General features: G+C 61.2%; 13 protein-coding genes. 9 read left to right on the top strand and 4 right to left on the bottom strand.

Annotation, left to right across the window (positions count from 1 at the left end; genetic code table 11):
• The first annotated feature begins 38 nt into the window (after nt 1-38).
• From AC1RME_RS14850 to AC1RME_RS14835, 4 genes are all read left to right on the top strand, one after another.
• The gene (locus AC1RME_RS14850; RefSeq protein WP_085711975.1) at nt 39-755 is read left to right on the top strand and encodes an MgtC/SapB family protein; all 717 of its coding nucleotides are present in this window, start codon (nt 39-41) and stop codon (nt 753-755) included.
• 110 nt (nt 756-865) lie between these two features.
• Complete coding sequence (locus AC1RME_RS14845) at nt 866-1,297, top strand: chemotaxis protein CheY (protein WP_493091518.1); 432 nt, start codon at nt 866-868, stop codon at nt 1,295-1,297.
• Between the two features lie 144 nt (nt 1,298-1,441).
• Complete coding sequence (locus AC1RME_RS14840; protein ID WP_493072849.1) at nt 1,442-2,068, top strand: response regulator; 627 nt, start codon at nt 1,442-1,444, stop codon at nt 2,066-2,068.
• Between the two features lie 10 nt (nt 2,069-2,078).
• A complete protein-coding gene (locus AC1RME_RS14835; protein ID WP_493091517.1) occupies nt 2,079-5,300 on the top strand; it encodes an ATP-binding protein in 3,222 nt (1,073 codons plus the stop codon).
• Nucleotides 5,301-5,304: 4 nt separating this feature from the next.
• Here the strand turns inward: AC1RME_RS14835 and dkgB are convergent, their stop codons facing one another.
• Nucleotides 5,305-6,108, bottom strand: coding sequence for a 2,5-didehydrogluconate reductase DkgB (gene dkgB, locus AC1RME_RS14830; protein WP_096821169.1), 804 nt, complete (start codon nt 6,106-6,108; stop codon nt 5,305-5,307).
• A gap of 116 nt (nt 6,109-6,224) precedes the next feature.
• A complete protein-coding gene (locus AC1RME_RS14825; RefSeq protein WP_102621968.1) occupies nt 6,225-7,133 on the bottom strand; it encodes a LysR substrate-binding domain-containing protein in 909 nt (302 codons plus the stop codon).
• Between the two features lie 104 nt (nt 7,134-7,237).
• Between AC1RME_RS14825 and AC1RME_RS14820 the strand changes: the two genes are divergently transcribed.
• From AC1RME_RS14820 to AC1RME_RS14805, 4 genes are all read left to right on the top strand, one after another.
• Nucleotides 7,238-8,104 (top strand): pirin family protein, encoded by an 867-nt coding sequence (locus AC1RME_RS14820; RefSeq protein ID WP_102621969.1) that lies wholly within the window; start codon nt 7,238-7,240, stop codon nt 8,102-8,104.
• Between the two features lie 93 nt (nt 8,105-8,197).
• Nucleotides 8,198-8,881: an isochorismatase family protein gene (locus tag AC1RME_RS14815; RefSeq protein WP_493091516.1), complete on the top strand. Its 684-nt coding sequence runs from the start codon at nt 8,198-8,200 to the stop codon at nt 8,879-8,881.
• Nucleotides 8,882-8,932: 51 nt separating this feature from the next.
• A complete protein-coding gene (ycaC, locus tag AC1RME_RS14810) occupies nt 8,933-9,559 on the top strand; it encodes an isochorismate family cysteine hydrolase YcaC (RefSeq protein ID WP_096821173.1) in 627 nt (208 codons plus the stop codon).
• A gap of 150 nt (nt 9,560-9,709) precedes the next feature.
• A complete protein-coding gene (locus AC1RME_RS14805; RefSeq protein WP_192560214.1) occupies nt 9,710-11,152 on the top strand; it encodes a mechanosensitive ion channel family protein in 1,443 nt (480 codons plus the stop codon).
• A gap of 6 nt (nt 11,153-11,158) precedes the next feature.
• Here AC1RME_RS14805 and AC1RME_RS14800 read toward each other — a convergent pair whose 3' ends face one another.
• On the bottom strand, nt 11,159-11,746 hold the full coding sequence (locus AC1RME_RS14800; RefSeq protein WP_096821175.1) for a GNAT family N-acetyltransferase: 588 nt from the start codon (nt 11,744-11,746) through the stop codon (nt 11,159-11,161).
• Nucleotides 11,747-11,944: 198 nt separating this feature from the next.
• On the opposite strand from AC1RME_RS14800, the gene AC1RME_RS14795 reads away from it, so the two are divergent.
• Nucleotides 11,945-12,772, top strand: a complete 828-nt coding sequence (locus AC1RME_RS14795; RefSeq protein WP_096821176.1) for an arylamine N-acetyltransferase family protein — start codon at nt 11,945-11,947, stop codon at nt 12,770-12,772.
• A gap of 3 nt (nt 12,773-12,775) precedes the next feature.
• On the opposite strand, the gene AC1RME_RS14790 is transcribed toward AC1RME_RS14795, so the two are convergent.
• On the bottom strand, nt 12,776-13,105 hold the full coding sequence (locus AC1RME_RS14790; RefSeq protein ID WP_096821177.1) for a BrnA antitoxin family protein: 330 nt from the start codon (nt 13,103-13,105) through the stop codon (nt 12,776-12,778).
• Nucleotide 13,106: the final 1 nt, after the last annotated feature.

Below are 13,106 nucleotides of genomic sequence, written 5' to 3'. Positions count from 1 at the left end.
CTTGTGGGAGCAAGGGGGGCGGTTTCAAGGAGTTCAACATGCAAGCCATCAACAACATCAACCTCGATTCGCTGCTCGACACCTTGGTCAGCCTCAGCGCGGCCTTCATTCTCGGTGGGCTGATCGGCTTCGAACGCCAGTACCGGCAACGCACGGCGGGCTTGCGCACCAACGTGCTGGTGGCGGTCGGCGCGGCAATTTTCGTCGACATGGCCAACCGGCTCGGCGGGGCCGAAGGCGCGGTCCGGGTGGTCGCCTACGTGGTGTCCGGGATCGGTTTTCTCGGCGCCGGTGTGATCATGCGCGAAGAGGGCAATGTGCGCGGTCTCAATACCGCCGCCACACTCTGGACTTCGGCAGCGGTGGGCGCCTGTGCCGGTGCCGACCTGCTGGCCGAGGCGGTGCTCGGCACCTTGTTCGTGCTCGCCGCGAATACCTTGCTGCGACCGATCGTCAACAACATCAACCGCCAGCCACTGGATGTGGTCTCGGCGGAAGTCACCAACATCGTCTACGTCATCGCCCGGCGCTCGCAGCAGACGGCTGTGTTCGCCTTGCTTGAAGCCGAGCTCGAACGCAGCAACTACCCGGCCAGTGACGTCGATGTGCACGCCTTCGGTGCCGACGAAATCGAGATCGAAGCCACGCTCGCAACCACGTCGGTGGACGGCGATGAGCTGGACGCCCTGGTGAAGCGGATTTCAACGTCGAACCTGGTGGTGCAGGCGTTCTGGAGCCCGAGCACTACGGAGTAAAGCGTTCAATCCGGATGAGTGACGGTGTTTTTCGGAAAAGTCCTACAGAGCTCGTCCCGATGCTTGGGTAGTCTTTGCCGCCACTTGAAGCGACTACCGGGACTCCCACATTGACCGACAAAACCCTGCGCATCCTGATCGCCGACTTGCAGCATTTTCACCGGATGAAAATCGAGCGGATGTTCAATAGTCTCGATTACTACCGCATTGCACCGGTGCAGAACCTTGCCGAACTGCTGACGCTGGTCGATTACGGCTGCCAGCCATTCGATGTCCTGGTGATCAATGCCGAACTGGCGGCCGGGATGGCGGATCTGTGTGGTTTCCTGTTCGACCATCCGCAAGTCCGGCATGCGCTGGTCTATGGCGAGCCGGCGAACTCATTGGCTGTTTCCGGGCTTTTTCAGGCGAAAATCACTTCCAGCCACGCCGCGTTACCGTCAATGAATGCAATCACGCAGTTGATGGCGTCGGTCGAGGCTTCCCTGGAGCGCTCGTCGCGCAGTGGCCAGACAAAATCGCTGGCGCCAATGCGCGCCTGATCACAGATCGGTCGATGGCGCAACTGTCAGGTCTGACAGGTGCTTCGCCACGCGTCCCGTGTAACAGTCGTAGCGCAGCTACCAATAGTCCCGTTCATGCAAGATCGGTGGCGCCATCGTGATGTATTCGCCCCGGGAGTGGTCATGGATTCAGCATTGATCGTCGACGATCACCCGGTGGTCGTCGGTGCCGTCAGAATGGTTCTGGAATCACTGGGCTATAAACCGATTCATGTCGCGTCTAGCGGCGTCGACGTGGTGCCGATGATCCGTGCACACGCGCCGAAACTGATTGTGCTCGACTTGAAGCTCACGGGCTTCGGCGGCCTGGAAGTGTTGGAGCGCATCAGGACCATCGGGCTGGACTGCAAGGTGGTGATTTTCACTTCGGCCGACCCAGAGCACTATCTGATGCGTTGCCGGCGTGCGGGTGCGATGGCATTTGTCACCAAATCCGCCGCAATGCAGCAGTTGCAGAGTGCAATCAAGGCTGTCCGTTCGGGTTATAGCTTCTTCCCCGAATTGCCTGTGAACAATGCAGGTCAATCCGACGCGAGCCGTGATGAGCGAGAGTCGATAGCAAGCCTGTCCACTCGCGAAATGGAGATCATGATAAAGCTCGCCCAAGGCGACTCCAACAAGCGAATTGCGCAAGCGATGAGCCTCAGTCACAAAACCATCAGCACCTACAAGACCCGCTTGATGCTGAAACTCGGGGTAAGCTCACTGGTAGTGTTGCGAGAGTTTGCCAAACGCAACGGCCTGTTCTGAGCGGCTGCGCATGATGAGGCCGCTACGTTTCGTCTTCCTCTTTCTGGTGATGCTCGCCAGCGGAGTGCAGGCAGGCGAGGCCGCACAAAGACTGGAAATTGTCTCTCGCACCCGGTTGGAGGGCGTACAGGTTCGCCTCGATGAGCAGGATCGACAGTGGCTCAGTGCACATCCGGTGCTGCGTATCGGTGCCTCCTGGCCGGATTACCCACCCTTTGAATTGACTCGCAAACGATACGAACTGGAAGGCCTCACAGCCGATTACGCCGACGCGATCGCCCAGTTGCTGAGCATCGGCGTCGAGGTCTGGTGCTACCCCGATCGCGAAGCCGCCATGAAGGCACTCAAGGCCGGGGAGGTGGACCTGCTGGGCACGTCGAACAACTTCGAAATCGCTGACCCCGAGCTGATGCTGTCTCGCGCCTACGCCGAGGATCAGCCGATGTGGGTGACCCGGCTTGACGAGCCATTGCCGGAAGATCTGGCGGGCAAGCGCATCGCCATGGTGGACGACTACCTGCCAGCCGCGATGATCGAGAAGACTTACCCGCAAGCCTCCCTGCAGCGTTACCGCTCGATTCTCGATGCCCTCGGCGCCGTGGCGTTCGGTCGGGATGCTCTGTACCTCGGTGACTTCATCAGCGCCAGTTATCTGATCAACACCAATTTTCACAACGACCTGCAACTGGCCGGGCCTTCCGGCCTTGATGCCAACCCGTTCGGCTTCGCCCTGACTCGCAGCAACACGCGTTTGAAGCGTCTGGTCGACAAGGCGCTGCTGGCCATTCCCATGGAGCAGCGCCTGGCCATTGAACTGCGCTGGAGCGCCGGTCGTGCCGACATGGCAGCGCAGTCGCGAGTGAGCCTGAGCGCCAGCGAGCAGCAATGGCTGGATCAACATCCGGTGGTGCGCGTCGGCGCTGTCGACGACTTTGCGCCGTTGACGTTCTTTAACGCTGACGGCCGTTTCACTGGGCTGACCGCCCAACTGCTCAACCTGATCAGTCAGCGCAGCGGCCTGAGGTTCGAAGTGGTACGCGGGCAGTCCCTGGATCGCCAGGTCGAGCAATTGAAGACCGGGGAGCTCGACCTGTTACCGGTGCTGACCCCGAGCCGCGAGCGCGAACTTGAAATGCTGTTCACCCGGGCGTACGCCAACAGCCCCTTTGTGCTGATCGCCGATTCAAAGGCGCCCGGGCCTCGCAGCCTGGACGAGATGGCGGGCAAGCGTCTGGCGCTGTATCGCGGCAATCCATTGCGCACTTATCTGTTGGAACATGTGCCGCAGATTCGCCTGGTCGAATTGCCAAGCCCTGCGGCGGGCACGCAGGCACTGCTGGACGGTCAGGCCGATGCGACATTGAGTTCATTGCTGGTGGCGCGTTATCAGATCGATCATCAGTACCGCGATCGCCTGCGTATTGTCTCGACGCTGGGTGATCAGCCGGCCCGGATCGCGATGGCCACGGCACTTGATGCTCCGCAGCTGCAATCGATTCTGAACAAGGCACTGCTGAGCATCGCTCCGCAGGAAATGGACGACCTGGTCGCGCGCTGGAGTCGCAACGTGGTGCTGCAGGACAGTTACTGGCAGCGTCATCGGGAGCAAATCCTGCGCGGGTTTGCCGTTGCGGCGGGGTTGTTGTTGCTGGCATTGGGCTGGATCGGTTTTCAACGCCGGCAGATTCGCCAGCGTCAGCAATGGCTGCGTCAATTGCAGGAAGCCAAGGAGGCGGCCGATGACGCCAACCGTGCCAAAAGCACATTTCTCGCGGTCATGAGCCATGAAATCCGCACGCCCATGAGCGCGTTGCTGGGCATGCTCGAGCTGGCACTCAAGCGTGCCGACGAAGGCGTGACCGATCGCCCGGCAATTGAAGTGGCGTCCAATGCAGGCCAGCAGTTATTGGCATTGATCGGCGATATTCTCGACATCGCGCGGATCGAGTCCGGGCATCTGTCGCTGGCCCCTGAGCGTGCCAATCTGCGCGAGGTGGTGGCGTCGGTGTGTCGGGTGTTCGAAGGCCTGGCACGACAGAAGTCATTGTCCTGGCGGGTGGAGCTGGATGAGCGTAGCGACGTCGACGTGATGCTCGACCCCGTTCGCTTCAAACAGGTGCTGTCGAACCTGTTGAGCAACGCGATCAAGTTCACCGACGAAGGTGAGGTCAGCCTGCGCTTGCAAGTGTTCACCGAACAGGACGGGCAGCTGGAAACCGGTGTGATCATCGAAGACAGTGGCCGGGGGATCAGCGCCGAGGATCAGCAACGGTTGTTCAGCCCGTTTGTGCAGGTTGGCAGCCATCAGCCGTCGGCGCGCAGCGGTTCCGGTCTGGGGCTGGTGATCAGCCGCAATCTGTGTCGACTCATGGGCGGCGACTTGTGGATCAGCAGCGAGCCGGGACGTGGCACGCAAGTCATGCTGCGACTGGAGTTGCCTGTGCTGGAGCCGCTCGTGCAGGAGGCCGCAACGACGTCAGCGGTGACGGCGGTAAAGTCGCTGAAGGTGCTGGTGGTGGATGATCATCCGGTCAATCGCTTGTTGCTGTGCCGGCAGTTGAGCGAACTCGGGCATCACACCGTCGACGTCGAGGACGGTGAGCGCGGACTGGTGGTGTGGCGCGGGCAACCTTTCGATGCGCTGATCACCGATATCAACATGCCCGGGATTGACGGTCATGAACTGGCGCGGGCTATTCGTGAAGAAGAGGCGGCGACGGGTAGGGCGCGTTGCCTGATTCTCGGGCTTACCGCCAATGCGCAGATCGAAGAACAACAGCGATGCCTGGCGGCCGGCATGGACGATTGCCTGTTCAAGCCGATTCTGCTGCGCGAACTGAGCCAGGCCTTGCTGGCCGCAGAGGCCGGCGAAACGCAGGTAGAGAGTGTGGATAATCAGGGGTCGACTGAATTCGACCTGAGTGCGCTGTTGCAGGTGGTGGGTGCGGACAACCCGCTCATCGGCCAATTGCGTGAAGAGGTACTGAGCAGCCTGCGCGCCGACCTCGAACGGCTGGACGTGTCAGACCGCAAAGGGGACCGCGCAGGCTTGCGTGACCTGGCGCATCACGTCACGGGCGGGGCGCACATGATCGGTGCCGAGCGCGTGGTCTCGGCCTGTCGGATACTCGAACAGGCCTGTCGCGACGACGCGCCCGAGGCGGCACTGACGGCCGCCATCGATTCGCTGCGCAAGGCCATGCACGACCTCGCGCAGCATCTTCAGGCCTGATCGATCAGTCCCACTGCGGCGCGATGCCTTTGGGGCTGGTCAGGCGATGGCCGCGATCCAGTGTGGCGATCAGTGCCATGTCAGCATCGCTCAGGGTCAGCACGGTGGAGCCAAGATTGCTTTGCAGGTTGGCGCGTTTGGTCGACGACGGAATCACCGCGTAACCCGATTGCATCGCCCACGCCAGGGTGACCTGCGCCGGGGTGGCTTGCAGGCGCTCGGCGATCTGCACGATCAGCGGATCCTTCAGCACTTCGCCATAGGCCAGGGTCATGTACGACGTGACCTGGATGCCCTGGCTCTGTGCGAACTCGACGACCTGGCGGTTCTGCAGGTACGGGTGCAGCTCGATCTGGTTGGTGGCGATGTTTTCCGCGCCGACCGCTGCGATGGCCTGTTTCATCAAATCGATGGTGAAGTTGGACACACCGATCTGCCGGGTCAGGCCCAGGCGCTTGGCCTCCAGCAGGGCGCCCATGAATTCCTCCACCGGCACCTGATCTTCCGGCGACGGCCAGTGGATCAGTGTCAGGTCGAGGTAGTCGGTCTGCAGCTTTTGCAGGCTCTCCTTGAGGCTCTCGATCAGCCGGTCGCCGGCGAAGTTGGCGATCCAGATCTTGCTGGTGATGAACAGTTCGTCGCGAGGGATGCCGCTGGCGGCGATGGCCTGGCCGACCTCGGCTTCGTTCTCATAGATTTGCGCGGTGTCGATGACCCGGTAACCGAGTTCAAGGGCGGTGCTCACCGAATCGATGACCACCTGACCTTGCAGGCGAAACGTACCAAGACCGAAAGCGGGAACAGACATGCAGGACTCCAGGGTTGCAGTGGGAATGGGCGGGAGTATCCGCGTCTGATTCCTCTGGAAAAACCGCTGTCAGGGCAAAGTACTGTTGACCAGAAGTCACGAATCAATCGCAGGTCTCAAGCGATGTCGCTGTGAGCAAATTCCTCACCCAGAAAATCGATCAACGTGCGCACCGACGGCAGCAGTCCCCGGCGCGACGGAAAGATCGCGTGCACGATCCCGCATTTCGGCGCCCAGCCCGGAATCAACTCCACCACGCGTCCTGCGGCGATGTCTTCGCGCACGACCACGCTCGGCAGATGCGCGACGCCGACTCCGGCAATCACCGCCTGACGCAGGGCGATCAGGTCATCGGTGACCAGCCTTGGCGTGTGCCGGACCTGCGCCGAAGCGCCGTTCGGCCCGAGCAGCTCCCATTGATACTCACGTTGCGCCGCGCCCCAGTGCAGGCTCGGCAAACCATTGAGATCGGCCGGCGAGGGCGGTGATGACAGGCGTTCGGCAAACATCGGGCTGCCGACCACCGATTGGGTGCTGTTGCCCAGCACCTTCATCACCATGTCGGTGTTTTCCAGTGGCGGGAAGCGCACGCGCAGCGCAATGTCGAAACCTTCGTGCAGCAGGTCGACCCGGCGGTTGGTGCTCTCGATGAACACTTCCACCAGCGGGTACTTGAGCATGTAGCGGGTGAGCATCGGCCCGACCCAGGAATTGAGCAGCGCCGTCGGGCAGCTCAGGCGTACCAGCCCCTGAGGCTCGGAGCGATTGCGCTCGATCAGCTCGGCGGCACTCTCGGCCTCGACCCGCATCGCCAGGCAGCGCTGGTAGTAGGCCTGGCCGATCTCGGTCAGTGAACAATGCCGGCTGGTGCGGTGCAGCAGGCGTACGCCAAGGCGTTCTTCGAGCTGCGAGATGCGTCGGCTGAGTTTCGACTTGGGGATGTCCAGCGCACGACCAGCGGCGGCAAAGCCGTGATGCTCCACCACTTGAGTGAAGTAATAGAGGGTGTTGAGGTCTTCCACCATCGTTCTCCATATAGAACGCTAAAGCTGATTTTTGCAGTCTAGTCCATCAATGGTCATGGATTTAAGCTTAATCCATCGCGTCATTCACCCGATTGGAGGCAACCATGAAAAACATCATCGGTATCTACACCAGCCCTCGCGGCCATTGGGTCGGCGATGGTTTCCCGGTTCGCACGCTGTTTTCCTACGACAACCTGGGCAAGCACATCAGCCCGTTCCTGTTGCTGGATCACGCCGGGCCTGCGCAATTCACCCCGACTACCGAACGACGTGGCGTTGGTCAGCATCCGCACCGTGGGTTCGAAACCGTGACTATCGTTTACGAGGGCGAAGTGCAGCACCGCGACTCCACCGGCGCCGGCGGCACCATCGGCCCGGGCGATGTGCAATGGATGACCGCTGCGTCCGGGATCCTGCATGAGGAGTTTCACTCGGACAACTTCGCCAGAACCGGCGGCAATCTGGAAATGGTGCAACTGTGGGTCAACCTGCCGGCCAAGGACAAAATGGCGGCGCCCGGTTACCAGACCATTCTGGACGGCGACATCCCGAGCATCCCGCTCAAGGACGGCGCGGGCAGCCTGCGTCTGATCGCCGGTGAGTTCGACGGCCACAAAGGCCCGTCCCGCACCTTCACGCCTATCGACGTGTGGGATCTGCGCCTGAACGCCGGCAAGTTGCTGACGCTGGATCTGCACGAGGGCCGCAACACCGCGTTGGTGCTGTTGCGCGGTTCGGTGCAGGTCAACGGTCTGGAATCGGTGCGCCAGGGCCAGTTGGCGCTGTTCGAACGTGACGGCCGGCAACTGACGCTTGAGGCCAGCGAGGATGCGGTGGTGTTGCTGCTCAGCGGCGAGCCGATCGACGAACCCATCGTCGGCCACGGTCCGTTCGTGATGAACACCGAGCAGGAAATCCACCAGGCATTCGCCGACTTCCAGTCCGGCCGCTTCGGCCGCATGCACGGCTGACACGCCGCGCTTCCACACCCCGCTCTACACAGGACGCGTAGGCCGGTTCGAAGGCCAGGGATGGCTGCTGCCCAAAAGAAAGAGGAAACGCACATGAACACTGTCAATGCGGCCAACTTCAATGGCCAAAAGCCGACTATCGACCCCAACGACTGCGCAATGCTGTTGATCGATCATCAAAGCGGCCTGTTCCAGATCGTCAAGGATATGGATGTACCGCAACTGCGCGCCAATGCCATCGCGCTGGCCAAGGCGGCGACCCTGTTGAAGATGCCGGTCATTACCACGGCCTCTGTGCCGCAGGGGCCGAACGGGCCGTTGATTCCCGAGATTCACGAAGCCGCGCCCCATGCGCAGTACGTGGCGCGCAAAGGTGAAATCAATGCCTGGGACAACCCGCAGTTTCACGCGGCCGTCAAAGCCACCGGCAAGAAAACCCTGGTGATCGCCGGGACCCTGACCAGCGTGTGCCTGGCATTCCCGTCCATCGCCGCAGTGCACGAAGGCTACAAGGTCTTCGCGGTGGTCGATGCCTCCGGCAATCACTCGAAACTGGCCACTGATCTGACCATCGCTCGCCTGGCCCAGACCGGGGTGGTGCCGATCGACATCATGGCCACGCTTTCCGAGCTGCAGGGTTCGTGGAACCGTCCCGATGCCGAGCAGTGGGCAGCCGTCTACGCCCAGGCCATGCCGCATTATCAACTGCTGATCGAGAGTTACCTCAAGGCCCAGCAAGTCGCGAACGAACACGAAACGCTGGATTCCCAGCGCTGACCCGAGACCTCGACATTCCGTCGAGGTCCACTACACGCGAGGATTACTGCAATGAGCACTCAATACAAACGCCTGGACAAGAACAACGCCGCCGTTCTGCTGGTCGACCATCAGGCCGGGCTGCTGTCGCTGGTGCGCGACATCGAGCCTGACCGGTTCAAGAATAACGTGCTGGCGCTGGCCGACCTGGCCAAGTACTTCAAGCTGCCGACGATCCTGACCACCAGTTTCGAAACCGGCCCCAACGGCCCGCTGGTGCCCGAGCTCAAGGCGTTGTTCCCCGAGGCTCCGTACATTGCCCGTCCCGGCCAGATCAATGCCTGGGACAACGAGGACTTCGTCAAGGCGATCAAGGCTACCGGCAAGAAACAGCTGATCATTGCCGGCGTGGTGACGGAGGTGTGTGTGGCATTTCCGGCGCTGTCGGCCCTGGAAGAAGGGTTTGATGTATTCGTGGTGACCGACGCCTCCGGCACGTTCAATGAACTGACCCGTGAATCGGCATGGAACCGCATGTCCAGCGCCGGCGCGCAATTGATGACCTGGTTCGGTCTGGCCTGCGAGTTGCACCGTGACTGGCGCAACGATATCGAAGGGTTGGGCACGTTGTTCTCCAACCACATCCCGGACTACCGCAACCTGATGACCAGTTACAGCACGCTGACCAGCGGCAAGTAACCAGCCCTATGAAAACCTGTGGGAACAAGGTGTCTCCCACAGGTTTTTTCGGCGCCTGCCAAATAGCACGCATCCCGCCAAATCAATTGCTCCTACACTAAGCCCAATCTGTGCGATCTTCTCGCGATTGACCTCTGTCGGAGTTGTTTGATGCTGTCTCTGCTGACTGAACATCCGTTGTTCTGCGCGTTGATCCTGATCCTGCTCGACCTGGGCCTGTGGCGCCTGATCAGCTCCCGGGGCAGCGAATGGAAGCTGCTGGTGCGGGTGCTGATTTTCAGCCTGTTCAGCGTGCTGCTGTTCAACGAAGGCCTCAATCCGATGGAGCCGGCGCCGTGGGCCGACAACGTGCCGCTGCACCTGGCGGCGACCGGGTTGCAGATCGGCTGGTGGCTGTTCGGGGCGCGCACGCTGACGGTGCTGATCGGCGCGGTGATGATGCAACGGGTCGGTCATACCGGACGGCTGTTGCAGGATCTGCTCGGCGCAGTGATTTTCCTGATCGCCATTATTGCGGCACTGGCCTATGTGCTGGATCTGCCGGTCAAAGGTGTGCTGGCCACGTCTGGAGCCTTGGCGATCATCGTCGGTCTGGCGCTGCAAAGCACCCTGAGCGATGTGTTCTCCGGCATCGTCTTGAACACCACCAAACCCTATCAACTCGATGACTGGATCTCCATCGACGGCACGGAAGGGCGGGTCACCGACATCGACTGGCGCGCCACGCGCCTGCAAACGTCCCAAGGCAGCATGGCGGTGATTCCCAACTCGCTGGCGGCCAAGGCCAAGATCATCAACTTCAGCCGGCCGAGCAATATGTTCGGGGTTGCCGTCAGCGTGCAGGTCAGCCCCCATGCGCGACCGAACTCGGTGATCGACGCCCTGGAGCGGGCGATGCAAGGTTGTCGCCCGCTGCTGGACACCCCGGCGCCGAGCGTGGCGCTGAAGAGTTCCAGCAGTGCCGGTGCGGAATACGAAATCAGCGGATTCGTGGCCTCGATGAATGAGAAGCGCGCAGTGCGCAATCAACTGTTCGATCTGGCTTACCGGCATCTGCAAGCGTCCGGGTTCAATCTGCTGTCGAGCGATGAGCCCGCGGCCCCGGCCCATCTCTCACGGCCACGGGCGCTGCTCGACAGCTCGCCGATTTTCTCCACCCTGCGTCAGGAAGAGAAAGAAACCTTCAGCCAGAACATGACCCTGCAAACCTTCCGCGCCGGCGAGATCATTCTGGCGGGCGGGGAGGTCAGCGATCATCTGTTCATCATTGAATCCGGTGTGGTTTCGGTGACCTTGAAGCGTCACGGCACACCGTTCGAGTCCGGGCGCATGGGGCCGGGCGAAGTGATCGGCGAGGCAGGGATTCTTTCCGATACCTCGCTGCCGGCGGACTTTTCCGCCAAGACCTTCTGTGCGCTGTATCGCATCGAAAAGTCGTATCTCAAGCCTTGCCTGGACGCCCGCCACGACATCAACGACGCGATGAAGGCATTGCTCGATTTCCGTCTGCTCAAGGCCCAATCCCTGACCCAGGAAGCACCGGTGGTTGCACCGAAAAAAGGCTTCCTGCAGTGGCTGCGCAATCGCGCCTGATGACCGTCAGCGTTGCTCGTACCCGGCGAGTTTGCGCTCAAGGTTCAGGCGCACCTGCGGCCATTCGTCATCGATGATGCTGAAGCGCACCGAGTTGCGCTTGCGGCCGTCCGGCATGATCCGCTCGTGACGCACGATGCCTTCCTGCTGTGCGCCCAGGCGCAGGATCGCGTTGCGTGATTTCTGGTTGTTTTCGTCGGTGGTGAACTGCACGCGCACGCAATCGAGCACTTCGAAGGCGTGCCGCAGCATCAGGTACTTGGCCTCGGTGTTGACGAAAGTTTTCTGAAAGCGTGCCGAAATCCAGCTGCTGCCGATTTCCAGCTTGCGATTGAGCGGGTCGATCTTCCAGAACCGGGTCGAGCCGATCACCTCCCCGGTCTCCTTCAACACGATCGCAAAGGGCATGACCGTGCCGGCCTCGCGGCCGTCGAGGGCCTTTTTCAGATAGCTGTCAACGGTAGTTGCCGAGGGCACCACGGTGACCGTGAGGTTCCACAACTCGCCGTCGGCAGCGGCGTGGAGCAAGGCATCGGCATCGGTGTATTGGAGAGGGCGCAGGAGAATGCCCTGGCCTTGCAGCGTCGTTTGCATGAGGGGCGGCTCTTGTCTGTTCGGGCGAGCGTCCATTACGCCGCAACGGGCGTCGTCGTTGCAACTGCTCATGGAGCCTGATTCAAATCAGTCGACAGAGCCGATTGGTGAAATCTATTGTCGATCCAATAGCCGGATCCCGTATACATGGCGACCATCGGCGGAGTGATCCGCGTCTCCCTGCAAAAGGACTGAGCAATGAGCGAGCCACGCCTGGCGAATCTGAAACAGTATCTGCAACGGCTGGGGTTCGACACGCCCCCGGCACCGACCCTTGAAACCCTGCGACTGTTGCAGTTGCGTCATACCGGTGCCTTTCCTTTCGAGAATCTGTCGACCCTCTCCGGCGAGCCCGTGCTGATCGATCTGCCATCGATCCAGCGCAAGGTCCTGGACGATGCCCGTGGCGGTTACTGCTACGAACTCAACAATCTGTTTCTGGCCTTGTTGCTGGAGTTGGGGTTCGATGCGCGGGGCATCAGCGGGCGAGTGGTCATGAATCAGCCCGAAGGCAGCTGGACGGCACGGACTCATCGCTTGAGTCTGGTGACCCTCGACGGTGTGCGCTACATCACCGATGTCGGCTTCGGTGGCATGGTGCCGACCGCGCCGCTGATTCTGGATACCGAAGCCGAGCAGTCCACCCCCCACGAACCCTATCGCATCGAAGTGCAAGCCGATGGCTACATGCTGCGGGCCAGGGTCGCTGGCGAATGGCGGCCGATGTACCTGTTCGACCTGCAACGCCAGGAAGACATCGATTACACCCTCGGCAACTGGTACGTCTCGACCCATCCGGATTCACCGTTCGCCCAGCGCCTGATGGTCGCGCGTACGGGCGACGGCTGGCGGCGCACATTGAACAACGGCAGTTTCGCGATCCATCGCATCGGTGCCGAGAGCGAGCGACGCGAAGTGACGGATGTCGATGAGCTCATCGAGTTGCTGGAGCGGGAATTCGGCCTGCGCTTGCCGCACCAGCCTGGTGCGCGTCTGGCGCTGGCGCGCTTGATCCAGCCGGCCTGAAACCTACGGTTTTACATCCGGCTCCAGTACCCGCCGGATTTCGTTCACGGCCGCCGACAGTTTTTTCTCAAGGCTCTTGAGGTCGGTGGCGGTGATGCCTTTCTTGAATTGCCCGCTGGCATGCTCGGGTTCATCGGCTGCACCCCGGCTGTCGAGCAGTGCATGGCGCAGGGTGTTGTTGATTACCGTCTGATAGCCATAGCCCTCGCTTTCAGCGACCCCGCGCGCGGCCTCGATGACCGCGTCGTCGAGCATGATGGTGATGCGGGTCTTGCCCTTGTTGGAGGCGACGGCGCCCCGTGTTCCGTGGGTGAAATCGTATTCATCCTTCATT

Source organism: Pseudomonas sp. GW822-FHT03F08, assembly GCF_058801265.1.
This window is presented reverse-complemented; position numbering and strand designations above follow the sequence as displayed.